Below are 25585 nucleotides of genomic sequence, written 5' to 3'. Positions count from 1 at the left end.
GGTGGCCGGGTGTCAGAGAAACGCCACGGCAAAGCCCAGCGCCGCGACAAAGCTGGCGATCGTGGCGGTCAGCACGGGGATCGTCGCACGCCAGCCCATCTGCATCAGCAGGTCCATGCGCGAACGGATCGCGGTGGCGGTGACGGCCAGCAGCAGCAGCGCCTTTGATCCGGCAAGTGCTGCCTGGCTGACCGGGGCCGGCAACGTGATCACGCTGTTCAGCGCCAGCACGCCCAGAAACGCGGTGATGAACCAGGGCAGCGCCAGACGCCGCCATACCGACGGGGCGGGGCTGCCTTCGCCCTCGCCACTGCCCAGCGCCACGCTGGCCACCGCCACCAGCGGTGCCAGCAGCGCCACGCGCGCCAGTTTGACAATCGTCGCATAACTGCCCGCCGCATCGGAAAAGGCATAGCCGCCGCCGATCGCCTGCGCCACGTCATGGATCGATGCGCCGATCAGAAACCCGGCTTCGCGATCGTTCAGATGCAGTTCGGCCGCCAGCGTCGGATAGATCGACATGGCCAGCGCGCTGGCCAGCGAAATGCCCACCAGCGTCAGCGCAAACTGCGCCTGGCTCAGCCGGTTTTTGCCGATCACGCCATACAGCGCCAGCGCCGCGCTTGCCCCGCAGATCGCGGTCGCGCCGCCCGCCAGGATACTGGCATAGGATGATTGCCCGGCCATCCGCCCGCCCGCCATCGCGGCCACAAAGGCGCACGCCATCACCGCCAGCAGCGCCACAAACGGCCACACGCCCAGCGCACCGATCTGCGCCAGCGTCACCTGCAGACCCAGCGCGACGATGCCAAGCCGCAGACACGTGCGCGACGCAAAGTCCAGCCCGCGGTGCGTGCGCGGATCGTGCGCGATGAAATTCAGCGACAATCCGACCAGCAGGCCCAGCAGGATAATCGGAAAATGGTAATGGTCCGACAGCCACGCCGCCGCTGCCGATGCCACGCCACACGCGGCCAGGCCCGGAAACATCGACATTGCGGGGGCGGTGCGCGGGGGCCGGGTGGTTTCGGCCAGATGCAGTTCGCCATACAGATCCCCGCCATGCGGCAGTGAATCCCAATCGATGCCCGCGCCTTGCGCCATTGTGTCCGTGCCCTTGCGCAAAGGATCTCTGTCCTTCGGTGTCATATGCCGCTTTTCATATCCCGCCGAAACGCTAGAGTGCAAGCCATAAGCACCGGGAGACGGACGAGTGGATAGCGGGGATAGCGGTGCAATGGCAACCGCGGCGGATCGCGCGGCCGGCCGCGTGATGCTGGCGCTGGTTGCACTGCTGTTTGTCGGCAATGCGCTGAACTATGTCGACCGGCAGGTGCTGGCGCTGCTCAAGCCCACGCTGCAGGTTGAATTCCACTGGAGCGACCGCGATTACGCGCATCTTGGCGCGGCGTTCCAGATTGCGGCGGCGGGTGCGCTGCTGTTTGTCGGCTGGTTTGTCGATCGGCTGGGGGTGCGGCTGGCCTATGGCATCGCGGTGGCCACGTGGAGCATGGCGGGCATGGCGCATGCGCTGGCGGGCACGGTGCAGCAGTTTGTGGCGGCGCGGATCGTGCTGGCGGCGGGCGAATCCGTTTCGACCCCGGCCGGTGTCAAGGCGGCGACAATATACCTGCCGCTGCGCACCCGCAGCGTGGCGATCGGCCTGATCAACACCGCGCCCAATATCGGTGCAATCCTGACCCCGGTGCTGATCCCGCCGTTTGCGCTGGCGTTCGGGTGGCAGGCAGCGTTCATCGTGACCGGCAGCCTGGGCTTTGCCTGGCTGGTCGGCTGGGCGCTGGCCACGCGCAATCTGAAACCGCTGGGCAATGTGCCCGAACGTGCGCGCGTTGCCTGGGGCGTGCTGCTGGGCGACCGGCGCACCTGGGCCGTGATCGGGGCCAAGGCGCTGACCGATTGCGTGTGGTGGTTCGTGCTGTTCTGGATGCCCGATTTCTTCAACCGGCAGTTTGCCATGGGGCAGGGCGCCATCGGCTGGCCGATCGCGATCATCTTCTCGCTTGCCGCACTGGGTGCGATGTCCTCGGGCGGGATCTATCCGATACTGCTGTCACGCGGGTTTACGGTGAATGGCGCGCGCAAATCCTCGATGCTGTTCTATGCGCTGGTGGTGCTGGCCATGCCGCTGGCGCTGACCGTCGGCAGTCCGTGGATCGCCGCGGTGATGATCGGCCTGGGCCTGTTTGCGCACCAGGGATTTTCGACCAATATCTTTGGCATGACCGCCGATGTGGTGCCCGCGATGCGTGTTGCCAGCGTGATCGCGCTGGGCGCGGTGGCGGGCAACCTGTCGGGCACGGCAATTATCGAGCTGGCTGGGTGGTCGTTGAGCAACGGCCACGGCTATGTGCCGATGTTTGCGATCTGCGGCGGCGCCTATCTGGCCGCGCTGGCGTTCATCCAGGCGATGCTGCCGCGGCTTGAACTGGCGAATGTCTAGGCGGAATCTGTCCTTGCCGCCTAGGCTTCAGTTGTACCCCGATGCTTTCAGCCAGGCGGCATATTCGGTGAACCACAGATCGCTGGTGGTGCCATTGGGTTGCGAGGCAAAGCCATGGCCGCCCCCGCTGAACAGGTGGAATTCGATTTTTGCGCCCGATTTGCGCCAATTGCTGATCAGGCTGAAATCCTGTTGTCCGAAAAACCGGTCGTCGGCAGCGATGGCGGCGAACAGCGGCGGGGCACTGGCCGGCACGCTGTCGGCTTGCGTGGGGCCATAGACCAATCCGGCAAAATCGGGCCGCGCATCCGGCGCATTGGCCTGCAGCGCGCCCAGCACCGCCATCGCGCCGGCGGAAAAGCCCAGCACGCCGATCCGCGCGGGATCGACATGCCATTCGCCCGCATGCGCGCGCACCATGCGGATCGCGGCCTGTGTGTCGGCGATGGCCAGCGGGATCATCTGCGCGCGCATCGCGGCACCTTCGCCGCGCTGGAATGTTGCCTTGATCGCAGCCTTGTAGGCATCGATGCCATCGCCCACCGGCTGGGTGCGGTATTTCAGGATGAACACCCGCACGCCCAGCGGGGCCAGACGGCTGGCCACATCATAGCCTTCGTTGTCCATCGCCAGGAACTGGAACCCGCCGCCCGGCACCAGGATCACCGCGGCCTGCGGTGCGGTGCCGGTCATGCTGGCGGGCATCGGGGTCAGCGTGGGGCGCGACACGTTGTACACCTGCCGCTCGCGCGCATCTTGCCGCGCCCAGGCCTCGGGCGCGCGATTGGGCAACGTTGCCGCCATCGGCAGCGCGATCGACGGCGGCTCGGCCGGGGTGGCGACAGGGGTCACCCCATCCACCCAGTCGCCCGGCCTGGCCAAGGCGGGCGCCGCACAGGCCAACCACGCCGCCGCGACCAACCAACCCCTCACAGCACCAGCGGCCCGTGCTGGATATGCGGCAGCACATGGCGGGCAAACAGGTCGGCCTCTTGCGCGTGGGGATATCCCGACAGGATGAACGCCTCGATCCCTTCGGCCTGATAGGCGTGCAGCTTGGCCAGCACCTGGTCGGGATTGCCGACAATCGCCGCGCCGCAGCCCGATCGCGCGCGGCCGATCCCGGTCCACAGGTTGTCCTCGACAAAGCCGTCGCCGCCGGCCGCGCTGCGCAATTCGGCCTGCCGCTGAACGCCGTAATTTTTGGCATCGAGCGACTGTTCGCGGATCGCGGCGCCGGTGGCATCGTCAAGCTTTGACAGCAGGCGGTCGGCCCACGCGCGCGCCTCGTCCTCGGTTTCGCGCACGATGACATGCGCGCGATAGCCGAATTTCAGGGTGCGGCCATGGCGCGCGGCGCGTGCGGTCATGTCGGCAATGGTGTCGCGCACTTTGTCCATCGTGTCGGGCCACATCAGATAGACATCGGCCCCTTGCGCGGCGCATTCGCGCGCCTCGTGGCTCAGCCCGCCGAAATAGAACGCCGGGCATCTGCCCGAAATCGTGGTCACGCGTGGCGGATCAAGCTTCAGACGATAGAACTCGCCCTGGTGATCGAGCGGCTGGCCATTGAGCAGCGTGCGCACGATCTGCATCGCCTCGGTCGCGCGGGCATAGCGCGCGGCCGAGGCGATGGTTTCACCCGGCATGTCCGACGAAATGATATTCACATTCAGCCGCCCCGCGCTGCCTGCGGCATCGGGGCCCAGAATGCGGTCAAGCGTGGCGATGCGCCGCGCCAGTTGCGGTGGCCAGTCTTCGCCGATGCGCGTGGCCCACAGCAGCTTCATACGGCGCAGCATCGGCGCCACCGCCGCGGCAAAGGCCGTGGTGTCTAGCCCCAGGCTGTATCCCGACGGCAGCAGGATATTGTCGAACCCGCCCTCTTCGGCGCGCAGCACGATATTGCGGCAATGCTCCCAGCTGGATTTCAGCGCCGGGTCGCTGACCCCCAGAAATTCATAATCGTCGTCGCACAGCGCCGAAAACCATGCCACTTCGCATTGCGGCGCGGAAACCTTGGCGGTCATGGCAGCGCTACTCCTCTGGCGGCAACCAGCACCGCGTACCAATGCGTGCGGGTCCATTGCACGGTCAGCGCACTGGCCGCTTCGGCGATGCGGGCGGGGTTTTGCGATCCCACGATCGGGATGATCCCGGCCGGATGCGCCATCAGCCAGCTATAGGCGGCGACCGTGCGGCTGATCCCCAGCGGCGCGGCAAAGGCATCGAGCGCCGCGGCCACGGCGATGTCGCGCGGGCGTTGCGGATCGGCCAGGCGACCGCCACCCAGCGGCGACCAGGCCAGCGGAGTCAGGCCCAGCATCATCGCCTGGTCCATCTCGCCATTTTCAAGGCAGTCGATGCGCAACGGGCTGATCTCGGGCTGGGTCGTGGCCAGATCGATGTCGAGGAAATGGTTGAGCGCGGCGGTCTGCGCCATCGTGAAGTTCGACACGCCGAGCGCACGGATCTTGCCCGCCGCAAATGCGGCATCAAGCGTGCGCGCAACCTCTTGCGGATGGGCCAGGATATCGGGTCGGTGGATCTGCCACAGGTCGATGCAATCGACGCCCAGCCGCCGCAACGACGCGTCGATCGCCGCGTCGAGATAGGCCGGGCTTTGATCATAGGGCACAGGCGGCAGGATGCCGCCCTTTGTCGCCAGCACAAAGCGATCGCGCAGACCGGGTTCGGCGTGCAGCACCTGGCCCAGCAGCGCCTCGGCATCGCCAAACCCGGCAGTGCCGTCAAAACCATAAATGTCGGCCGTGTCGAGCAGCGTAATCCCGGCATCGAGTGCAGCATGGACCAGCCGCGCGGCCTCGGCCACGCTCCGCGCTTCGTCGGCCAGGCGCCACATGCCCCAGGCGATCGGCGACGTGCTGAGCACGGATACGCCCAGGCGGCGGATGGCAGGGGGCAGGGGTAGTACACTCATGGGATGATCCTTGCAGGCGGGGCAACAGATGCGCGTTCGATCAGCGTGTGCGGCAGACGGCGGTGCGTGATATCGCCCCCGCTGATCAGAATTTCGGTGGCGGTACGGGCAAGATCGGCCATCGGCTGATGGATCGTGGTCAGCGCGGGCCACACCGTGCGCGCCAGCGTCGTGTCATCGAACCCGGCCACCGACAGCTGATCGGGCAGCGACAGGCCCCGGTCATGCGCCACGGCCAGCACGCCTGCGGCCATGTCGTCGTTGGCGGCAAAGATCGCGGTGGGGGGATGGCGCAAATCGAGCAGCACTGCGCCTGCGGCCATCCCGCTTTCAAAATCGAACGCGCCGGGCATCACCAGCTGCGGTTCGAAGGCAATGCCCGCACGATCGAGCGCCCGGCGATAGCCAAACTGGCGATCATCGCTGCCCGGATGATTGGGGTGGCCCTTGATAAAGCCGATGCGGCGGTGCCCCATGTTGATCAGGTGGGTGGTCATATCGTCTGCGGCCTGCGCATCGTCGATGAACACCGACGAAGTCAGCGCATGGTTGGTGCCGGGTGAAATCCGCACGAACGGGATATCCAGCGCATCGAGCGCGCGCAGCACCGCCGGGCAATCGGTTACCGGCGAAGACAGCACGATGCCATCGACATGCGTTTCACCAACCAGCCCGCGTACCTGATCGCCCACATCGGGATCGGCGACATCGACCGGTTGCGCCAGCAGGCGGATGCCGTGCGTCTTGCAGCAATCCCAGCAGCCTGACTGGATCTGGAACATGTAATAAGGGCTGTGGTTGTCATAGATCAGCGCGATCTGGTTCGATTTCGATCCCGACAGGATGCGCGCTGCGACGCTGGGGCGGAAATCCAGCTCGTGCATCGCGCGTTCGACCTTTTGGCGCATCGGCACACTGACATAGGGGTGGCCGTTGAGCACCCGGCTGACCGTTTTGACCGCCACGCCCGCGCGGGCGGCCACATCGCGAATGTTGGCGCGTTCGCTCATTCCTGTATCATTCCCCGCATCGCTTCGAACAGCGGCGCATAGCCGCTGTCGAGGCGATAGAAAACCGGCGGTTGCCCGATCGGTGCAGCAATGAACACCTCGCCCGGATCATGATCGATACCGCTCCACACATGTCGCCACGGCGTGGTGCCCGGCAGCACCACCCGGCGCGCGGACGCGCCCTGATCGATCACCGGGGCCACGAGCAGATCTGCGCCATAGAGGAACTGGTCCTGGATCGCATAAAGCGCCGGGTCATCGGGATAATGCAGGAACAACGGCCGTTGCGCAGGCAGGCCTGATGCCACGGCCTGGTCACACAGGTGGCGCACATAGGGGGCCAGGTGCGCATGGACCCGGCTCCACGCGGCAAAACAGGCCAGCAATGCCGGCGTGCTGTCGTATTGCAGGTTGTCGTCGGGCCGGTTGCCCTCGTGGCTGCGCATGACCGGGGCAAAGGCCGCCAGTTCGCACCAGCGCATCATCAGTTCGGCGCTGCGCTGGTTGCCGTGCAGCGAGGTATAGCCGCCGCAATCCGAATGGCTGTAGGCATTGCCGACCAGCCCCGCCGACAGCGCTGCGGTGATCACCGTGCCGATACCGTCGTGCCGGGTGAAATCCACCGATTGATCACCCGCCCACAACAGCGGGCAATGCCGCGACACCCCCGAAAAGCCGGCGCGCATGAAAAACAGCGCATCGCCGTGCCGCCCGCGCGCTGCCAGCGCCTGTTCGTTGACTTGCGCCCACAGCACCGGCCACAGGTTGTGCGCTTCCATCGCGTCGATCCCGCTGTACAGGCGCACATCGGTGGGCAGGTATTCGCCAAAATCGGCCATCCAGCCGTCAATGCCGATATCGAGCATTTCCTGGCCCAGGATGCGCGACGCAAACCAGTCGCGCGTTGCGGCACGCGTGAAATCGATCACGCCGCAGTCAAATTCTCCGAAATCAACCAGATAGGGCGTGTCTTCGTGCGGATGCAGGGCCAAATGGCCGCCGGTTGCGGCCTCGCCATACAGCGTTGCGTCAACCGCCAGATACGGGTTGGCATAGGCCATGAAGCGAATGCCCCGCGCGTTCAGATCGCGGATCCGCGCGGGCAGGTCGGGATAACGCGCGCGGCTGTATGTCCAGTCCCAGAACAGGCGGCGGCCAAAGCCGGTTTCGCGGACCCCTGCCCAGTCTTCACACCACAAAGCGGCGACCGCAGTGCCTGCGGCGATAAAGCCGTCAAGCCGGGCAAAGCTGTCCAGCCCGGCCTTAAGCCCGACGATCGCGCCGCCAATCGCCCAGTCGGGAAGGGCGGGCGGGCGGCCAAAGCGCGTGGACAAACGCCCGACCAGGTCCTGCGGGCCATCGGCGGCAATCAGGTCGAACCGCGCCGTGCCAGACCAGACTTCGACCGCGTGATGGGCGGGATCGGTGAAATCGAGCACGCTGTAACAGGTGCTGGCGCAATGCACCGCGATCCAGCGCGAAGTCAGAAATGTTGGCTGCGGGTAATTGGTGTTCCAGTAATCCCCTCCGGCCATCGCGGTTTCGTCCATCAACCGGGTCAGGGCGGTCGATTTGTCACGGCCGACGCCGGGTTCGCTGGTCCACATCGGAAACGTGCGGCCATTCAGCGCAAGATAGCTCATCTGTTCGCCGCCGCCCCAAACGGTCTCGTCGGTGGTTGCGTGGAATCGCACGTGGATCCGGTCATGCGCCGGGTCGATGGCGGTAATGTCAAAGCCTTCGTCGGCCAGATCGATGCGCGCGATCGGCATATCGCCATCAAGCAGCAGCACACATGCGCCGTCCTGCCGCCATTCGCGCGGTGCAACCATCCCGTGCGGCGCGTCGGTCATGCGGTAATTGCCGCGCAGCATTATCACCTCGGGCGCGCCACAGGCAACTGTCACCGCTGGACAGACACGATCGTGAATCAGCACCGGCCGGCCCGCAAGCACCAGTGCAAATCCCGACTTCGTGGCTTCCAGACGCAGTTTCATCCCGATTCCATCGTTGGGTCCGGCGTGGGACGGGCGGATTGGGTCCGCCACGCGGGAAATTGGCAGACCACTTGTGACACCGATTGACATATCGACCGAAGCGCGGCAGATCAACAGGCAAGTGCAGGCCCGGACGTTACGCCGGAGCACTGCCAGCGCAGCGGCGTACCCGGGATCAAGCCCGGGACGGTCCTGCCAACGAGGATGAAAGGCATGCCATCACCACGACCGCATGAATGCCTGCGCCGGCCCACCGCGTGTTATCATATTTCACCGCCTTGCATTAATCTCTACAAATATAATTGACTTATTACGATCGTCACAGCAATGCCCTCACGACCAGCGGGTAACCGATCAGCACCACGGGGACAGGCGTGACACGCGCCGTCCCTACAGGGAGGAACGACATGAGATCGACATATTGTGTACTGGCCGCGCTGCCCCTGGTGGCGCTTGTGGCATCGCCAGCGCTGGCAGCCGAGACACCTGCGCCTGCTGCCGACGCGGCATCCGCACCTGCCGAAATCATCGTTACCGCCCAAAAGCGGTCCGAACCGCTGCAAAAAGTGCCGGTGGCGATCACTGTCGTATCGGGCGACGCGATGGCACGATTGTCGACCAACAATATCGAGGATACGCAGCGGCTTGTCCCCGCGCTGACGTTCGTGAAAGGCGATACCAGCCTGAATTCCGCGCTGTTCCTGCGCGGTCTCGGCACGGTCAGCTTTTCGATCGCGGCCGAACCCAGCGTGACCAGCGTGCTCGACGGCGTGGTGCTGGCGCGTGCGGGTGAAAGCTTTGGCGATCTGTACGATATCGACCGGGTCGAAGTGTTGCGGGGCCCGCAGGGCACGCTGTTCGGCAAGAATTCGTCGGCTGGCGTCATCAACATCGTAACCAGGGAGCCGGGCAAGACACTGGGCGGATACCTGGATGTCGAAGGGTTCAGCGGCGGCGAATACAAGCTCAAGGCCAGCCTGGGCGGCCCGATCAGCGATAACTGGCGCGCCGGGATCACCGCATTCTACAGCGATTACAAAGGCAACATCTGGGACGAAACCACCCAGAGCAAGATCAACGGCTACAAGCACTATGGCGTGCGCGGGCAGGTGATAGGCGATGTCACCCCCAATCTGCATGTCAAGCTGATCGCCGATTACCGCAAGGCCGATGACCAGTGCTGCGCCTTTGTGATCGGTGCGCTCAATCCTTCGCCAACCCCGGGCCAGGCCGCGCTGCAAAGCATTTTGCCGCCGGCGCTGGGCGGGGCCACGCGTCAAAGCATCCAGAGCCTGCCCAACCGCACCGAGGAAGAAACCTATGGCGTGTCGTTGCAGGCCGATCTGGCGCTGGGCACACACACGCTGACCTCGATCACGTCATGGCGGCAGTGGAACAACGAGGAAGTGCGCGATGGCGACTGGATCGACCAGTTGTATGTCGGCGTGCCGCTGATCCATGACGATGGCCCCGAACGCGCGCATACCTTTACCCAGGAACTGCGCCTGACGTCGCCCACCGGCGGTTTCCTCGATTATGTGATCGGCGCGTTCTACTATCAGGCCTTGGCCGAACGTACGTATACCCGGTCGGATACCTATTGCCTGTCGACCACGGCCACGGTGCAGGCCAATGGCCTGACCCCGTGCCCTGCTGCCGGTTCGACCACCGCCAATCCGGTGGGCGTGGGCGTGTTCGGATCGACTTTTGACAACGTTGCCGCCTATGGCCAGGCCACCTGGCATTTCAGCCCGGCGTTCCGCGCGGTCACGGGCCTGCGCTATACCCATGACAAGGTTTCGGCCTATGACACGCGCACCGACAACTTTACCGGCAGCACGTTTCCCGGTGTAGGCGGCCCGGCCGGGATCGCGGCCAGCTTCGATGCCAATGTTGCCGCAGCCCAGGTTACCAACGGCGCCGGGTTCAACGGCACGCCGTGGACGGGCCAGACCAGTGCCAGCAATGTCTCGGGCAAGGCGGCGCTGGAATATGACCTGGCCAAGGGCCACATGCTCTACGCCAGCTATTCGCGCGGCTACAAGGGCCCGGCGTTCAACGTGTTCTTCAACATGCAGTGGTTCAACACCGCGCCGATTTCGGCCGAAACCTCCAACGCATTCGAAGTGGGCCTGAAAAACAGCTTTGATCATGGCCGGATCATCTTCAACGTCGACGGGTTCTACACCAAGGTCGACAACTACCAGGCCAATTACCCGACCACCGTCAATGGCGCGGTGACCACCACGATCATCAACGCGGGCAATGTATCGACCCGCGGCGCCGAAGTGGAACTGCTGTATCGCCCGACGCCGCAGCTGACGATCAATGGCGGCTACAGCTACACCGACGCGCATGTCGACCAGTTTCTGGAACCGCCGGCAGCCCAGGCGGTAAACTTCATTGCGTCGGGCACGCCGCTGGCCTTTGCACCCAAGAACAAAGGCAATCTGGGCGCAACCTATACGGCCCTGCCGCAAGGCCTGCCGTTCGGGATCGAATTCAACGCGCTGGCCGCCTATAGCGACAAGCAGGTTTCCACGCTGGCGCCGACCAACACCGCGGCCCAGCAGGTGGCATTCCAGAACCAGATCCTCAAGGCCTATACCCAGGTGGATATCAGCGTGGCCGCGGTCGATCTGGCCAAGCACTATCGGCTGGCGTTCGTGGTCAAGAACCTGTTCAACGATCACTATGCCTCGACCATCGGCACCGGTGGGCCGGGCGGGTCTTACCTTTATCAGATTCCGCGCGATTCCGATCGCTACTGGGGCTTTACGCTGCGCACCAGTTTCTGATCGGCCGACGCCATGAACAAGGGGCCGGCGCGGCGCGCCGGCCCCTTTTGTGTGCGCTTGGCGGCCGGGGCGCCTGTCAACCGGCGGTCAGGCGACCGCGGCGACGATGATGATTTCCACCTTGAAGTCGGGCGTGGCCAGCTTGCCTTCGGAAGTGGCGCGTGCCGGGGCGGGGTGCCCGGCGATCCAGCCGTCCCACACTGCATTCATTTCGCCAAAATCCGCCATGTCGGCCAGCCAGATCGTGGCGGTCAGCAGGTGGTCCTTGTCGCTGCCGGTGCGCGCCAGCAGCGCGTCGATCGCGGCCAGCACGGCCCGGGTCTGTTCGGTCACGGTCGCGCCTGGCGCACCGACTTGCCCGGCCAGATAAACGGTGCCGCCGTGGACCACGGCCTGGCTCATGCGGGGCCCCTGATCGATGCGGGTAATGGTCATTGTGGTCTCCTTGTTGGTGCGTGTGCCGGTGCCTTGTTGACGAAAATTGCCGCGATTGCACGCGGCTTTGCGCGAACCGGCCATGGTTGCCGGCGTGGCATATGGCTATTTGCGATAGCGTTCGGTGGTTTTGTGTTGCATCGTCGGCGCGCAACCAAACCCTGAAATTCGAGAGCTGATGCCCAACGTACAAACTGCAACCCTGGCTGTGCTGCGCGCCTTGCGCATGACCACGATATTCGGCAATCCGGGTAGCACCGAACTGCCGCTGCTACGCGATTTGCCAGCGGATTTCCGCTATATCCTGGGCCTGCAGGAATCGGTCGTGCTGGGCATGGCCGATGGCTATGCGCAAGGCACCGGCCGCGCCGCGCTGGTCAATCTGCATGCCACCGCCGGCACCGGGCATGCGCTGGGCAACCTGTTCACCGCATGGAAGAACCAGACCCCGCTGGTGGTCACCGCCGGACAGCAGGCGCGTTCGATCCTGCCGTTCGAACCGTTCCTGTTTGCGGAACAAGCCACCGAATTTCCCAGGCCGTTCGTGAAATGGGCGATCGAACCGGCACGCGCCGAAGACGTGCCTGCGGCCATCGCGCGCGCCTACATCGTGGCGATGCAGCCGCCGCGCGGGCCGACCTTTGTGTCGATCCCGGTCGATGACTGGGACAGGCCTTGTGAACCGGTGCATATCCCGCAGGCCGGGGCAACCAATCCGGGCGATCCGGCGTTGCTGGCGCAGGCCGCGCAAGTGTTGGCGCGCGCGCGGCAGCCGGTGCTGGTGGTCGGTGCCGGGGTGGCGCGCGACGGCGGGTGGACCCGTGTGATCGCGCTGGCGGAACGGCACCAGGCGCCGGTGTGGGTCGCGCCGTTCAGCGCCCGGTGCAGTTTCCCCGAAGATCACCCGTTGTTTGCCGGATTTCTCGATCCGCGGCGCGAAGCGATCGTGGCGGCGCTGACGCCACACGATGTGATCGTGGCGCTGGGGGGGCCGTTAAGCCTGTATCACGTCGAAGGCGATGGGCCGCACCTGCCGCCGGGTGCGACCACCGTGTTCATCGCCGACAATCCGGCGCAGGTCAGCTGGGCGCCGTGCGATCTGGCAGTTGTCGCCGACGCCGATCATGCGCTGGCGGCGCTGCTGGTGGGGCCGGAGCCGGCGCCGCGCACCGCGATCGCGCCACGCGCGGCGGCGGCGGCGCCCGATCGGGCGATCCTGACCGACCGGCTGGTGTTCGACCATCTGGCCGCGCTGCGTCCCGCAGGGTCGATCGTGGTGGAAGAAGCGCCGACCGCGCGCGGACCGATGCACGATCATCTGCCGATCACCGTGCCCGACACGTTCTATACGTGCGCCAGCGGCGGCCTGGGCCATGGCCTGCCCGCCAGCGTGGGCATGGCACTGGCCAGGCCCGACCGGCGCGTGATCGCGGTGCTGGGCGACGGTTCGGCGATGTATGCAATCCAGGGGCTGTGGAGCGCGGGGCAGCTTGGCCTGCCGATCAGCTTTATCATTCTCAACAATCGCCGGTACGAGGCGTTGCGCGGCTTTGGCCGCCTGTTCGGGATGCACAGCGTCGCGGGAACAGATCTGTCGGGGATCGACTTTTGCGGGTTGGCCACGGCCCAGGGCATCCCGGCCCAAAAGGTTGGGGAACCCGATGGTGTCGGGCCCGCGCTGCGCTGGTCGTTTGCGCAGACCGGGCCGACACTCGTCGAAATGATGATCGTCTGATCCCGCTGTGGCACCGCGGCGCCACAGGGGTGCTTGATCAGGCGATCACCGGGGCTTGACGAATTTCAAGGTCATCCGATCGCTTTCGCCGATGGCAAGGTACTTGGCCTTGTCCTTGTCGCCCAGTTGCAGAACCGGCGGCAGGGTCCATACGCCTTCGGGCCAATCGTGGGTGTCGGCGGGGTTGGCGTTGATCGCGGTTTCGCCTGCCAGTTTGAAACCGGCTGCTTCGGCCAGGCGGATCACGGTCGAACGCTTCAGGTAACCGCTTTTCTTTTCAAGCGCGCTGTCCATCGTCTCGGGCAGATGGTGGTCGACCACGCCCAGCACGCCGCCGGGCTTGAGCATGCGATAAAACGCCTTGAACGCCCCGTCGGGCGTCGTGCCACCGGCAAAGATCAGGTTGTGCACATTGCGGAATGTCACCACCACATCGGCCGAATTGTCGGGCACGGTCGAAGACCCGGTGGCAGGATCAAGCGTTGCTGCGGTCGCCCCGTGATAACGATCGCCGCCCGCGGCGATCAGTTTGGCCAGCGAAGCCTCGCTCTTTTCGCCATGCACGACCAGACCGATGTAATGGCCGTGCGGCGCCAGCATCGGCGCAAGAATGGCGGTGTACCAACCGCCGCCGGGATTGAATTCAACCAGGGTCTGATCGGCGCGGACCCCGAAAAATTCCAGGGTCTGTACCGGGTGGCGATATGGATCGCGGTGGCGTTCGGCCTCGGTACGGTGGGGGTCGGCCACGGCGGCGGTGATGTCGGATGTGCTTTTGGCGGCAAGCGGCGCGGTGGCCACAGTGGCAAGGGCAAGCGAGGCAAACAGCCCCGATGCAAGAATACGGGCGCGCATGAAGGGGACCTTTCGAAAACAGGGCAGGCGATTGCAGGTGAAACTAGCACGCCGCGCGGCCTTCGCCACCGGAACTTGCGCGAAAGGGGGGTCAGATCGGTGTGACGTCGTGAAACCGGCCAAAATCGATCCATTGCCGTCCCGCATCATCGCGGCGCATCACATCGACAAATTCATGATTCCACAAAATGCGCCCAGGGCCATAGCCGTGGCGCGCGATCACCGGCTGCGACACGCTCGAATCGATCCCGGTCATCAGGATGATCAGCTCGTCTTCCCGGGCATCGAACTGGTCCTGCGTCACGCCGAACAGCGGGCTGGCTTCGTCGATGCGGTGCATCACCAGCCAGCTGAGCGCGAACACCGGAGAGCTTGCCCGGATCAGCGGCAGGTCGAAAAAGCGTCGCATCATCCGCCCGTCGATCGTCTGATACCGCAGGATCGATACGCGCACGCTGGCTTCGACAATGAAATTGCTGCGCTGGTTGGCGGCGCGGAACATCAGCGTGGGCCAGCCTTCGAAATTTCGCACCACCGCCACATCGGAAAACATGATCCGTGCGCGCGGGATCGAAAAACGGGCAAACACCAGCCCCGAGGTCAGTGCAAACACCAGAATGCCGATGGCGATTTCCAGCACGACGACCACGTTCACATACGTCGAATCCGGATAGATATTGCCATATCCGACGGTGGCGATGGTGTGCACGCTGAAGATGAAGCTGCGGAACAGCACGCTGTCGGGTGTATGCGCGCCGATCTGCACCAACCCTGCAGGGTCAAGCGCATAGAGCAACGCGAACACCAGATTGAGCCCGGTGAACACCGCGGCAAAACCGGCAAAGAACCTGGTCCAGCTCGTCCTGATCCAGCGATGGTACAGATCCTGGTGCCAGCGCTGATCCATGCCTTTGCGCGCGATATCGGGCCCATCGGCGTTGCGGATCGATTGTGACAGGCTGCGGGGATTGGCGTTGCTCACGGCGGGGACGGCCTTGCTGGTCGTGGGATTGCGGCCCTTGTGCCTTGGCCTTGGCCCCGCGTCGATGGTCAATGGCAACACGCGCCGATCGCAACATCAGGCAGCGACCCAAGAGTTGGCACGATGTGGTTGGTCAGACGGCCTTCTTTGCCTTGTGCTCGGCCAGCAGTTGGTCAAGTTCGACGATCCGCTGGCGTTCGGGCGTGCCCACGGGCAGGCCCTTCAGGCGGCAGGCGGCCCACAGGCTTTTGCGTTCGGATTCGAGCGCCTTGAGATAGAGATCGGCCATTGGTCAGGTCCTTTTTGCGGGTTTGCGCGCGCGCGTTTGCCATGCGGGGGTGCCGCTATCCTGTTCGGTCAATTTGCGCCAGCGGTCCAGCCGGGCGCTATCGAGCGTGCCGTTGGCCAGCGCCGCCTGGATCGTGCAGCCAGGCTCGGTGGTATGGCTGCAATTGGTAAAGCGGCAGGCAAGCGCGGATTGTTCGATATCGTCGAACACTTCGGCCAGGCCCGCCGCGGCGTCGATCATCTGGAATTCGCGCATGCCGGGTGTGTCCATCAGCCAGCCGCCGCCTTCCAGCCGATGCATTTCGCGCACGGTGGTGGTGTGGCGGCCTTTGCCATCGTGGTCGCGCACGGCCTGGGTGGCGATCAGGTCCGAACCGCGCAAGGTGTTGACCATCGTCGATTTGCCGACGCCCGATGATCCCAGCAGGGCCACGGTTTCGCCCGGGCCGCACAGCGCCGCAAGCTGCGCCACGCTGGCCCGATCGCGCGCGTTCACGCATTCGACGCGCAGCCCCGGTTGCAGCGCGCGTGCCTGCGCGGCAAAAGTGTCGGGCCGGTCGGTCAGATCGATCTTGGTCAGCACGATCACCGGGTTCACCCCCACTTCGCGGGCCAGCACGAGATAGCGTTCCAGCCGGGGAATGTTGAAATCCTGGTTGCACGAGGCCACGATCAAGACCGTATCGACATTGGCCGCGATCAGTTGCAGCCGATGATCGCCGCCCGCCGCGCGCCGTTTGAACAGGCTGGCGCGGTCCAGAATGCGCTGCGGCTCAAGACTGTCGCGATCGATCAGCAGCCAGTCGCCCACGGTCGGCCTGTCCTCTTCCCCGCGCGACGAGGCAAGGTGCGAGGCAATCTGGCATTCAAGCGCTGCGCCCGCCACCGCCAGTTTGCCGCGATGCACCGCCATGACCCGGACAGGGCGGCTGGCATTGCGCTCATCGGGCGTGATCTGGTCGACGAAAAACGGCCGCCAGCCAAGGTCTTCAAGTGTGGGTTCAGGTTCGGTCATCGGTGGTGCGCAAGGCGGCCTTTGCAGGGGTGAACAGGCAGTGCTCGATTCAGGCCCATACAGATCATCCATGGCTATGGATACGTTGATCGGGGCGGTTATTGCGGGCGCCCGATTGGCTGTGCGGCCCCCCCGTCGGGGCGCGGGTTGGGGACAAATGCCGGCACTGTGGCGGCATTGCCAAGCTGCCACAGCGTCGTGCCGCTCAGGCGCAGGATCCTGGCCATCTTGGCATAGTTGATCTTGTCGGCGGTGTCGGTTTCGTGGTGATAATCGGGGTGAAACCCGGTGAAGAACCAGAATGCGGGCACATCGTGCAGCACAAACGGAAACTGGTCTGACCGGAAAAACACGTTCAGCACATTGTCGCGGTCGAACCGGTCATCCAGCACCAGCCCCACATCCTTGTTCGCCGAAGCAATCGCGGCGTTGAAATCGGGGCTGTAAGGTGCGCCGATCAGGTTCAGCCGGTTGGTGGTGTCGGCGGGAATGGCGATCAGGCCGTCGGTCTGCGGACTGGGCGCCTCGTTGCGGCCGATCATGTCGAAATTGATCATCGCGCGCGTTGTCACCAGGGGGCGCAACGGGTGCGCGGCCATTTCATAGGCGCCCAGCAGTCCGCGTTCCTCGGCGGCAAACACGCTGAACAGGATTGAGCGCCGGGGCCGTACCGGCATTGCCGCAAAGGTGCGCGCCAGCGCCACCACGCCCACCGTGCCCGAGGCATTGTCATCGGCGCCGTGCCAGATCTGCGCGCCGTTCTGGCTTGATCCATCGTGGTCGTGGTGGCCCGACAGGATCAGCGTTTCGTTTTTCAACAAGGGGTCTGAACCCGGCAGCAGCGCCACGACGTTGTAACTGATGCCGCGCCGCCGCAGGGCGTTTTCGATATGCAGGTGCAAGGGTGCGGTCGCCAGCGCCGCGCCGCGCGGGGCCAGATCGCGATCGATCGCCGCCTGCAACGCGCCCGCGTCCATCCCGGCCGCGGCAAAGATCGCTTTGGTTACCGGATCGGTCAGGGTCAGCACCGGAATGTGCAGTTCGTCATCGGCGCGGGCCTGCAATGGCAGGGGCGGGGTGCGCGTGATGCTGCCGCCGATCCGGCGCGACCGTTCGGCGTTCGACAGATGCTTGCGGTTGGGTTCGGGCAGCACGATCACCGCCAGCGCGCCATGCGCCTGTGCATTCAACGCCTTGACCCGTGCGGTGGCGTGGCGCGTGTTGCCCGCGCCGTTGAACCGCGATGCGGGGTCGTCTTCCTGCGGTTCGTGGTCGAACACCAGCGCGATTTTGCCGCGCGCATCGATCCCGCGATAATCGTCATAGTCGAGCCCCGGCACCGTGATGCCATAGCCTGCAAACACCAATGGCGCGGTCAGGTCGACATCGTCGCGATAGCCGCCGGTATAGCTGGGCGGTGCAAACCGCCGATCGCCCAGCGCGATGAAACTGGTGCGGCCATCGCCGATATATTCGATCAACGGTACTGCCTGCAGATAGCTGGGCATGCCGTCGGCATCGATCGCGGCAGGTTGCAGCCCGGCCTTGGCAAATTCCGCAGCGATCCAGGCGATCGCGGCATCGTCGCCCGGTTCAAGCGACATCCGCCCGCGCAACGCGTCCGACGCCAGAAAGGTCAGATCGGCGCGCAAGCCGGCCTCGTTGATCGCGGCGAGCGCGGCTGCCACGGGCCGGGGCAGCGGATCGGCACTGGCAGGCGTGGCAACCAGGGCAACGACGGCAAGCGCGGGGCACAGTCGCATACGAATAAATTTCCTCCCGATCGGGCATGATCTGCTTAAGCTGTGCAACACAACAGCCGAAGCGGCGCAATGCAAGGGTCTTCCTTGCACGCGATGCCAGCGCGCGGCGCGATCAATACGGGATGAGGTCATGCGTAGAATCAATCATTTGCAAAATCTTGCGCTTGCCACGTGCCTGATGCTGGCGGCCACGGGCGCGCAGGCCGCACCCGATACGCTGGATGTTTCGGCGCACGGCGCCACCGTACATGTGACCGCGATTACCGACACGATCTTGCGCGTCACTATCGATCGCGATGGCAAACCGGGCGAAACGGCCAGCTGGGCGGTATCGCCGGCGATGCTGGCACATCGCGCCCCCGCCACCATCGATTACGGCACGTTGCGCACCGCGCAGCTGACGGCCAGCGTCGATCCCGCAACGCTGCATTTGCGCGTGGTCGATGCCAGCGGGCGCGCGATTGTCGACGATGCGGCAAACCCGGTGGTGCTGGATCGCGACGGTTTCACCCTGCGCAAGGTCATGGGCACCGATGAACATTTCTTTGGCATGGGCGACAAATCCGGTCTGCTCGACCGGCGCGGCGGCAGCTTTGTCAACTGGAACACCGATGCGTTCGGCTATGCGTCGAGCACGGATCCGCTGTACAAGTCAGTGCCGTTTTTCATTGCAACGGGCGGGGCAGGGGGCAGCTATGGCCTGTTTCTCGACAACACCTGGCGGACATGGTTCGATTTCGGCCATCGCGAAGAGGGTGTGGTGGCGATTGGCGCGACCGGGGGCCCGATCACCTATTACGTGATTGCGGGGCCAACCGTGCGCGATGTGGTGCGCCGCTATACCGATCTGACCGGCAAGGCGCCGCTGATGCCGCGCTGGGCGCTGGGTTATCAGCAATCGCGCTGGGGCTACAGCTCTGCAGCGCAAGTCGAAGCGATCGCCACGCATCTGCGTTCGGACCATATCCCGGCCGACGTGGTGTGGATGGATATCGATTATCAGGATCGCAACCGCCCCTTTACGTTCAACCCGGTCACCTTTCCCGACATGCACAAGCTGACCGACACGGTCGGGGCATTGGGGATCAAGCTGGTGACGATTGTCGACCTGCATGTCGCGCATGCACCGGGGCAGGCCTATGCCCCCTATGACAGCGGCACCGCGGCCAATCATTTCGTGCACAACCCCGACGGGTCGGTCTATGTCGCACCGGTCTGGCCGGGGCCGGCGGTGTTTCCCGACTTTACCGTGCCGGCCACGCGCGCCTGGTGGGGCACGCAGTTCAAGCGTCTGACCGATGCCGGTGTCGGCGGCATCTGGAACGACATGAACGAACCGGCCATTTTCGAAACGCCCAGCAAGACCATGCCGATCGACACCGTGCACCGCATCGCCGGCGACGGTTTTGCGCCGCGCAATGCCAGTCATGCCGAAATCCACAATATCTATGGCATGGAAAACACGCGCGCGACGTATGACGGATTGCGCGCGCTGCGCCCCGAAGAACGCGCCTTTGTCCTGACCCGCGCCAGCTATGCCGGAGGGCAGAAATACGCAGCGACCTGGACCGGCGACAACAGTTCGACCTGGGACCACCTGAAGCTGTCGGTCAGCATGCTGCTCAATCTCGGGCTGTCGGGATTCAGCTATAGCGGGGCCGATGTCGGCGGGTTTACCGGGGGGCCGTCACCCGATCTTTTGACCAAATGGTTCGAAGTCGCAGCGTTCACGCCATTTTTCCGCGATCATGCCGCCAACGATGCACCGCAGGCCGAACCCTGGGTTGACGGGCCGGCGCACCTGGCGATCCGGCGGCATTTTGTCGAGGAACGCTATCGCCTGATGCCCTATCTTTACAGCCTGGCCGCCAGCAACGCGCAGACCGGCGATCCGATCATGCGTCCGGTGTTCTATGACTATCCGCAGGCGCTGACGGCGCCGTGCAACACCGCGCTGACGTTCACGCTGGGGGCAAAGCTGCTGATCGCGGGCAGCCCCAAGCCCGAATCGCTGCAAGCCTATGACGTCTGCCTGCCCGAAGGCGGCTGGTTCGATTACTGGACGGGCGAAGCCGTCACCGCACAGCCGATCGGCCACAAACCTTATGCCACGATCAGCGTGACGCCCCGGCTCGATGCGCTGCCGGTGTTTGTGCGTGCGGGATCGATCGTGCCGCGCCAGCCGCTGGTGCAAAGCACCAGCCAAGTGCCCGACGGGCCGCTGGAGTTGCATGTCTATCCGGGTGCGGACTGTGCGGGCGAATTGTACGACGACGACGGCCACAGCATGGCGTTTGCGGCAGGCGCCTATGCGCGCCAGGCGGTGCGCTGCACCACCGGTGCAAACGGTGTGCAGTCCATCACGTTTGATGCGCGCCAGGGCACATGGAAACCATGGTGGCACGCGATCGCGCTGGTGGTGCATGGTGATCACGCGCCGATTTCGGCCACGGTGGGTGGCAAAGCCTATCCCGCCGCATCGGGCACCCGGACGATCGTCATCCCCGATCAGCCCCAGGCTGTCACGGTGACATTCAACGCGGGCTAGCAATGCGGGATCGGCCGGCGGCGATGCGTGAAAGCTGCCGGCGTGGACTTCGTGCATCACCTGTGACCTTTTCGACGCGGCCGGCTTGCGCGGGCGCGCGCGGTGGTGCAGCGTCGCGTCACGCAAAGACGTAAAAAGGGATTTGACATGAGGTTTGAAACGAACCGCGTGGGTCGTGCCGCGCTGTTGTCGGCATTGCTGGGCGGATCGATGCTGGCGGGATCGCAGGCGCATGCCGCCGACGCACAGGCGCCCGCCGCTGCCGCGCCCGATACGGGATCGCAGATCGTGGTGACCGCGCAAAAACGGGCGCAATATCTGCAGGATGTGCCGATCAGCCTTGAGGCGTTCGGATCGAAAAAACTTGAAGAAAACCAGATCACCAGCTTTGACGACTATGCCAAGCTGTTGCCCAGCGTCAGCTTTCAGTCGTTCGGACCGGGGCAGTCGCAGATCTATTTCCGCGGCGTGTCGAGCGGTTCGGATGCCAACGGCAGCCATTCGGGCCCGCAGCCGACCAGCGCGATCTATGTCGATGAAATTCCGCTGACCACGATCGGCGGCGCGCCCGACCTGCATGTCTATGACATGGAACGGGTCGAGGCGCTGTCGGGGCCGCAAGGCACGCTGTTCGGATCAAGCTCGTTGTCGGGCACGCTGCGCCTGATCACCAAGAAGCCCAATCCGGGCAAGTTCGAAGCCGGCTTCGATGTGACCGGCACGACCTTTGGCAAAGGCAGCAATTCGTCGGGTGGCACTGTCGAAGGGTTCGTCAACGTTCCGCTCAATCGCGATATCGCGGTGCGTGCCTCGGCGTTTTATGAACGCGATGGCGGCTTTATCAGCAATGTGCCCGGCACGCGGACCTACCAGGTCATCGACCAGAACGGCAATCCCGCCAGCTTTGGCCCGGTTTCGAACGCGCCTTTCGTCAAGCGCAATTTCAACGACACCGAGACAGCGGGCGGGCGCGTGGCCCTGGGCGCCACGTTCGGCGACTGGTATCTGGAACCTTCGCTGATCTATCAGCACCAGAACAGCCACGGCAGCTATCTTTACGATCCCACGGTCGGCGATCTGCAGGTGCAGGATTACACGCCCGAATTTGGCAGCGACGAGTGGGTTCAGGCGGCGCTGACGATCAAGGGCAAGATCGGCACCTGGGACGTGACCTATGCCGGGGGATATTTTGCGCGCACGGCGCAAGTGGTGCAGGATTATTCGGCCTATACCGTGGCCTATGACGCGCTGTCACCGTCTTACGCCACGTTCTTCGACGGGCATGGCAACAACATCGATCCGACGCAGAACTATTCGGGCAAGGATATCTATTCCAAGCTGAACAACGAACTGCGCGTCTCGTCACCGGCCAGCGAAGCCTATCACTTCACCGCCGGGGTGTTCATGGAACGCCAGACCGACAAGATGTTCAACGATTACAGCGTAACCGGACTGGCCGGTGAAGTGGCCAACCCCAACGAATACACCACCGCCGTGCCCACCTGCGGCGACGATGTGTTCTGCACGCGGGTCTATCGCGTGGACCGCGACTATGCCGCCTTTGCCGACGGGTCGTACGATCTGTTGTCGAATGTCACGATCGATGCGGGGATCCGCTATTTCACCACCAAGAACTCGCTGTCGGGCTTTTCGGGTCTGGCAAGTTCGGTGCTGGCTGCCGGGTCAACGCCGGTCGCGGGCAAAAGCTGCGTCATCGGCACCGGCGGGGTCGATCCATGCCTGGTGTTCGGCAGCACGGTCAAACAAAGCGGCGAAACCCACAAGGTGAACCTCAGCTGGAAAGTCACCCCCGACAAGCTGGTCTATTTCACCTATTCGACCGGTTTTCGCCCTGGCGGGATCAACCGTATCACCAGCGTCCTGCCCTATCAGGCCGACAGGCTCGACAATTTCGAACTTGGCGCCAAGACGCAGTGGCTTGATCGCAAGCTGACGGTCAACATGGCCGCCTTTGTCGAAAACTGGAACAAGATGCAGTTCGGCCTGGCCCCTCCGGGTGCGATCGGCGTGCTGGCCACCTACAACGCGGGCAATGCCAAGATCAAAGGCGTCGAAGCCAATTTCAACTTGCACCTGGCGCCGATCACGCTGTCGGGTTCGGGATCATATATCGATGCCCGGCTGACCACGCCGTTCTGCAATTTCGGCGTGGGCAACAACCCTGATTGCACCAATGGCCTGGCCGCACCGGTGGGCACGCCGCTGCCGATCCAGCCGCAGTTCAAGGGCAATGTCACCGCGCGGTACGATTTTGTCGCAGGCGGGGTGAAGGGCTGGTTCCAGGTGACGGGCAACCACCAGGCGGGGGCGCGGCAATATCTGACCAATGTGCCGGGCACCATGATGCCGTATCTGCCCAATTCGGCCGGGTTCGGCACGGTCGACATGTCGCTGGGCGGCAAGTTCCGCGGTTATACGATCGAGGCCTTCGTCCAGAACCTGTTCGACGAGCGCGGGATCCTGAGCGTCAATCCGATCTGCGTGCCGACGATCTGCGGCGCCTATGCACGCAACTATCCGATCAAGCCGCAGCAATTCGGCCTGAAGCTGAGCGCGCGGTACTGATCGTGCAGGCGCAGGGGCGGGCGCATCGGCCCGCCCCTGCGCCGTCAGGCGTTTGCGCCGCGATCGTAGTCGAGCACGGCCTGCAACAAGACATTCGCGCCCTGTTCGGCCTGTGCGGGGGTGATGTTTTCGGCGATGTTGTGGCTGATGCCCTGTTCGCACGGCACAAAGATCATCCCGGTGGGGGCGACACGCGCGGTATAGACCGAATCGTGCCCGGCCCCCGACTGCATTGTGCGGTGGCTATAGCCAAGCCGCCGGGTTGCTGCTGCAATCGCCGACAGCACATCGGGGTCAAATTCCACCGGGGGTGATGACCACACCGGCGTCAGCGTGATGGCGACGCGCAATTCGGCCTGCAATGCTTCGATCGCGCGGCGCAGCGCCGCTTCCATCGTGTCGAGCCCGGGCACCTGGGGATGGCGCAAGTCGACCGTCAGGCGCACTTCGCCCGGCGCGGTGTTGCGCGATCCCGGATAGGCCTGGAACAGGCCGATAGTCGACAGCGAGGCCCCCGGGTCCGACCGGCCGATCGCGTCGACCGCCAGTGCCAGACGCGCGGCCGCATGCAGCGCATCGCGGCGCAGATGCATCGGCGTGGTGCCGGCATGGCAGGTCTGACCCCGGACCGTGACATCGTACCAGCGAATGCCCTGCACGCCGCTGACCACACCGATCTCAAGCCCCTCGGCCTCGAGCACCGGGCCCTGTTCGATGTGCAATTCGAAATGGGCGGCCAGGCGATGCCCGCCCGGAAGCTCGTCGCCGGCAAAGCCCGACCGGGCCAGCGCCTCGCCCAGGGTCACGCCATCGCGGTCGGTCTGCGCCAGCGCATGGTCAAGCGTGAATTCGCCCGCGAACACGCCCGAGGCGACCATTGCCGGGGCAAACCGCGCGCCTTCTTCGTTGGTCCAGTTGATCACTTCGATCGGGTGGCGGGTGGTGATGCCCGCATCGTGCAGCGTGCGCACCAGTTCCAGCCCGGCCAGCACGCCCAGAATGCCGTCAAACCGTCCGCCGGTCGGCTGCGTGTCGAGGTGGCTGCCGATTGCGATCGGGGCAAGGTCTGCGTCGCTACCGGGGCGGCGCGCATAGATCGTGCCGATCTGGTCGGTGGTGACAGACATGCCAACCGCTTCGCACGCGGCGACAAACCAGCGGCGCACCGCGATATCTTCGTCCGACAGGGTGATCCGGCACATGCCCCGGTCGGTGCCCGGGATCGCGCCGAACTGTGCGGTTTCGCACAGGCTGGCCCACAGCCGTTCGCCCGAAATGCGCAGATCGCCAAGGCGCGTGGGGGTCATGCCAGCGCCTCGCGGTTCAGCGGCATGGTCATGCAATGGATGCTGCCGCCGCCACGCGCAAACAGATCGAGCGGCGGATCGATCACGGTTATGCCGCGCGCGCGCAGTTCCGCGTTGATCCGCACGCTGTGCGCGGGGCTGATTACCCGATTGTCGCCCAGCGCCAGCAGGTTGCAGCTCATCGCCATGACTTCGGGATAAGTCGCGGCGACGATCTCGATGCCGTGATGGTTCAGGTAACGGGCAAATTCGTCGCCCAGCACATCGATGCACGCCACCGCAAGCCGGTCGGTCGCCATGCAGAACAGCACGTCGAGATGCAGGAAATGTTCGGGGAATTCCTCCAGGCGGGTTTCCCAGCCGTGTTCGGCAAACCATCCGGCAAACTGCTGTGCGCCGGTGCGGTTGGTGCGCACGCCCGAATGGCCGATGATCATCAGGCCGGGGCGCACGATATGGATATCGCCGCCTTCAAACACGCCCTCGCTGCCGAAGGCGTGAAACCCGTCGGCGGACAGGTGAAAATCAAGCACGGCGGCGTATTCTCCGCGCCGTTGCGGCAATGCCAGCTGGGTCAGCACCGGGCCCCAGGGTGTCGTCTGGCTCGAATCGCGGGTATAGACCTGATAGGGGTGCGCAGCGCTGGGCTTGAGGAAATGCTGGCGCACTTCGGCGCGGGTCAGCGCATCAAGCAGGCCGTCCCACTGGCGCAGCATTTCGGCACGGTTGAACTGTGTGGACGCGGCCAGCGTCGAAACTGCCACTGCATTGGTATCGAGCCAGCGGTAATGATCCGGCGCACACAACAGCACATCGGTCAAAACGCCCGTTTCCGAATCCACTTTCCAACGCATCGCCACCCCC

19 protein-coding genes are annotated in these 25585 nt (G+C 64.5%); 5 read left to right on the top strand and 14 right to left on the bottom strand.

What is annotated here, in order from left to right; translation table 11 throughout:
- Positions 1 to 12 precede the first annotated feature (12 nt).
- The gene (locus G404_RS0102385) at positions 13 to 1104 is read right to left on the bottom strand and encodes a YeiH family protein (RefSeq protein WP_028639667.1); all 1092 of its coding nucleotides are present in this window, start codon (positions 1102 to 1104) and stop codon (positions 13 to 15) included.
- Between the two features lie 133 nt (positions 1105 to 1237).
- Here G404_RS0102385 and G404_RS0102380 point away from each other — a divergent pair, with 133 nt between their 5' ends.
- On the top strand, positions 1238 to 2461 hold the full coding sequence (locus G404_RS0102380) for an MFS transporter (RefSeq protein WP_028639666.1): 1224 nt from the start codon (positions 1238 to 1240) through the stop codon (positions 2459 to 2461).
- A 27-nt stretch (positions 2462 to 2488) separates the two neighbouring features.
- On the opposite strand, the gene G404_RS17800 is transcribed toward G404_RS0102380, so the two are convergent.
- From G404_RS17800 to G404_RS0102355, 5 genes are all read right to left on the bottom strand, one after another.
- Complete coding sequence (locus tag G404_RS17800) at positions 2489 to 3313, bottom strand: alpha/beta hydrolase (RefSeq protein ID WP_211230711.1); 825 nt, start codon at positions 3311 to 3313, stop codon at positions 2489 to 2491.
- Positions 3314 to 3390: 77 nt separating this feature from the next.
- Positions 3391 to 4491, bottom strand: a complete 1101-nt coding sequence (locus G404_RS0102370) for an LLM class flavin-dependent oxidoreductase (protein WP_028639665.1) — start codon at positions 4489 to 4491, stop codon at positions 3391 to 3393.
- A complete protein-coding gene (locus tag G404_RS0102365) occupies positions 4488 to 5402 on the bottom strand; it encodes an aldo/keto reductase (RefSeq protein ID WP_028639664.1) in 915 nt (304 codons plus the stop codon). The genes G404_RS0102370 and G404_RS0102365 overlap by 4 nt, the downstream gene beginning before the upstream one ends.
- Positions 5399 to 6412 (bottom strand): LacI family DNA-binding transcriptional regulator, encoded by a 1014-nt coding sequence (locus G404_RS0102360; RefSeq protein WP_028639663.1) that lies wholly within the window; start codon positions 6410 to 6412, stop codon positions 5399 to 5401. The genes G404_RS0102365 and G404_RS0102360 overlap by 4 nt, the downstream gene beginning before the upstream one ends.
- Positions 6409 to 8409 carry an alpha-glucosidase gene (locus G404_RS0102355; protein ID WP_028639662.1) on the bottom strand — a complete coding sequence of 667 codons (2001 nt, stop codon included), beginning with the start codon at positions 8407 to 8409 and terminating at the stop codon, positions 6409 to 6411. The genes G404_RS0102360 and G404_RS0102355 overlap by 4 nt, the downstream gene beginning before the upstream one ends.
- Positions 8410 to 8816: 407 nt before the next feature.
- Here G404_RS0102355 and G404_RS0102350 point away from each other — a divergent pair, with 407 nt between their 5' ends.
- Entirely contained in the window at positions 8817 to 11207 is a 2391-nt protein-coding gene (locus G404_RS0102350; RefSeq protein ID WP_028639661.1) for a TonB-dependent receptor, read from the top strand.
- 87 nt (positions 11208 to 11294) lie between these two features.
- Here the strand turns inward: G404_RS0102350 and G404_RS0102345 are convergent, their stop codons facing one another.
- On the bottom strand, positions 11295 to 11642 hold the full coding sequence (locus G404_RS0102345; RefSeq protein WP_028639660.1) for a RidA family protein: 348 nt from the start codon (positions 11640 to 11642) through the stop codon (positions 11295 to 11297).
- Positions 11643 to 11820: 178 nt separating this feature from the next.
- Here G404_RS0102345 and mdlC point away from each other — a divergent pair, with 178 nt between their 5' ends.
- Positions 11821 to 13377 (top strand): benzoylformate decarboxylase, encoded by a 1557-nt coding sequence (mdlC, locus tag G404_RS0102340; protein WP_036520039.1) that lies wholly within the window; start codon positions 11821 to 11823, stop codon positions 13375 to 13377.
- A 45-nt stretch (positions 13378 to 13422) separates the two neighbouring features.
- Here mdlC and G404_RS0102335 read toward each other — a convergent pair whose 3' ends face one another.
- The 5 genes from G404_RS0102335 to G404_RS17790 all read right to left on the bottom strand — a co-directional run bounded on the left by G404_RS0102335 (position 13423) and on the right by G404_RS17790 (position 18280).
- Positions 13423 to 14232 carry a class I SAM-dependent methyltransferase gene (locus G404_RS0102335; protein WP_028639658.1) on the bottom strand — a complete coding sequence of 270 codons (810 nt, stop codon included), beginning with the start codon at positions 14230 to 14232 and terminating at the stop codon, positions 13423 to 13425.
- 91 nt (positions 14233 to 14323) lie between these two features.
- Entirely contained in the window at positions 14324 to 15214 is an 891-nt protein-coding gene (locus tag G404_RS0102330) for an ion channel (RefSeq protein WP_036520126.1), read from the bottom strand.
- A 133-nt stretch (positions 15215 to 15347) separates the two neighbouring features.
- The gene (locus G404_RS20585; protein ID WP_169719674.1) at positions 15348 to 15503 is read right to left on the bottom strand and encodes a hypothetical protein; all 156 of its coding nucleotides are present in this window, start codon (positions 15501 to 15503) and stop codon (positions 15348 to 15350) included.
- A 3-nt stretch (positions 15504 to 15506) separates the two neighbouring features.
- Entirely contained in the window at positions 15507 to 16517 is a 1011-nt protein-coding gene (rsgA, locus tag G404_RS17795) for a ribosome small subunit-dependent GTPase A (protein WP_028639656.1), read from the bottom strand.
- A gap of 98 nt (positions 16518 to 16615) precedes the next feature.
- Positions 16616 to 18280 carry a M28 family peptidase gene (locus G404_RS17790; protein ID WP_051280046.1) on the bottom strand — a complete coding sequence of 555 codons (1665 nt, stop codon included), beginning with the start codon at positions 18278 to 18280 and terminating at the stop codon, positions 16616 to 16618.
- A gap of 130 nt (positions 18281 to 18410) precedes the next feature.
- Between G404_RS17790 and G404_RS0102310 the strand changes: the two genes are divergently transcribed.
- Positions 18411 to 20828 carry a glycoside hydrolase family 31 protein gene (locus G404_RS0102310; RefSeq protein WP_028639655.1) on the top strand — a complete coding sequence of 806 codons (2418 nt, stop codon included), beginning with the start codon at positions 18411 to 18413 and terminating at the stop codon, positions 20826 to 20828.
- Between the two features lie 147 nt (positions 20829 to 20975).
- Positions 20976 to 23414 (top strand): TonB-dependent receptor, encoded by a 2439-nt coding sequence (locus G404_RS0102305; RefSeq protein WP_028639654.1) that lies wholly within the window; start codon positions 20976 to 20978, stop codon positions 23412 to 23414.
- A gap of 44 nt (positions 23415 to 23458) precedes the next feature.
- Here the strand turns inward: G404_RS0102305 and G404_RS0102300 are convergent, their stop codons facing one another.
- Together G404_RS0102300 and G404_RS0102295 are read right to left on the bottom strand one after the other, a co-directional pair.
- Positions 23459 to 24721, bottom strand: a complete 1263-nt coding sequence (locus tag G404_RS0102300) for a Zn-dependent hydrolase (protein WP_028639653.1) — start codon at positions 24719 to 24721, stop codon at positions 23459 to 23461.
- The gene (locus tag G404_RS0102295) at positions 24718 to 25575 is read right to left on the bottom strand and encodes a dimethylarginine dimethylaminohydrolase family protein (protein WP_036520037.1); all 858 of its coding nucleotides are present in this window, start codon (positions 25573 to 25575) and stop codon (positions 24718 to 24720) included. Before G404_RS0102295 ends, G404_RS0102300 begins: the two co-directional genes overlap by 4 nt.
- Positions 25576 to 25585: the final 10 nt, after the last annotated feature.

Origin of the sequence: Novosphingobium acidiphilum DSM 19966 (assembly GCF_000429005.1) — a bacterium.
Taxonomy (GTDB): Bacteria; Pseudomonadota; Alphaproteobacteria; order Sphingomonadales; family Sphingomonadaceae; genus Novosphingobium; species Novosphingobium acidiphilum.
This window is presented reverse-complemented; position numbering and strand designations above follow the sequence as displayed.

Coding starts and splice junctions, on each gene's coding strand:
- G404_RS17790 (WP_051280046.1), bottom strand. CDS start 18,280: ATGCGACTGTGCCCCGCGCTTGCCGTCGTTGCCCTGGTTGCCACGCCT.
- G404_RS0102365 (WP_028639664.1), bottom strand. CDS start 5,402: ATGAGTGTACTACCCCTGCCCCCTGCCATCCGCCGCCTGGGCGTATCC.
- G404_RS20585 (WP_169719674.1), bottom strand. CDS start 15,503: ATGGCCGATCTCTATCTCAAGGCGCTCGAATCCGAACGCAAAAGCCTG.
- G404_RS0102345 (WP_028639660.1), bottom strand. CDS start 11,642: ATGACCATTACCCGCATCGATCAGGGGCCCCGCATGAGCCAGGCCGTG.
- mdlC (WP_036520039.1), top strand. CDS start 11,821: ATGCCCAACGTACAAACTGCAACCCTGGCTGTGCTGCGCGCCTTGCGC.
- G404_RS0102385 (WP_028639667.1), bottom strand. CDS start 1,104: ATGGCGCAAGGCGCGGGCATCGATTGGGATTCACTGCCGCATGGCGGG.
- G404_RS0102380 (WP_028639666.1), top strand. CDS start 1,238: ATGGCAACCGCGGCGGATCGCGCGGCCGGCCGCGTGATGCTGGCGCTG.
- G404_RS0102310 (WP_028639655.1), top strand. CDS start 18,411: ATGCGTAGAATCAATCATTTGCAAAATCTTGCGCTTGCCACGTGCCTG.
- G404_RS0102370 (WP_028639665.1), bottom strand. CDS start 4,491: ATGACCGCCAAGGTTTCCGCGCCGCAATGCGAAGTGGCATGGTTTTCG.
- G404_RS0102350 (WP_028639661.1), top strand. CDS start 8,817: ATGAGATCGACATATTGTGTACTGGCCGCGCTGCCCCTGGTGGCGCTT.
- G404_RS0102355 (WP_028639662.1), bottom strand. CDS start 8,409: ATGAAACTGCGTCTGGAAGCCACGAAGTCGGGATTTGCACTGGTGCTT.
- G404_RS0102335 (WP_028639658.1), bottom strand. CDS start 14,232: ATGCGCGCCCGTATTCTTGCATCGGGGCTGTTTGCCTCGCTTGCCCTT.
- G404_RS0102300 (WP_028639653.1), bottom strand. CDS start 24,721: ATGACCCCCACGCGCCTTGGCGATCTGCGCATTTCGGGCGAACGGCTG.
- G404_RS0102295 (WP_036520037.1), bottom strand. CDS start 25,575: ATGCGTTGGAAAGTGGATTCGGAAACGGGCGTTTTGACCGATGTGCTG.
- rsgA (WP_028639656.1), bottom strand. CDS start 16,517: ATGACCGAACCTGAACCCACACTTGAAGACCTTGGCTGGCGGCCGTTT.
- G404_RS0102360 (WP_028639663.1), bottom strand. CDS start 6,412: ATGAGCGAACGCGCCAACATTCGCGATGTGGCCGCCCGCGCGGGCGTG.
- G404_RS0102305 (WP_028639654.1), top strand. CDS start 20,976: ATGAGGTTTGAAACGAACCGCGTGGGTCGTGCCGCGCTGTTGTCGGCA.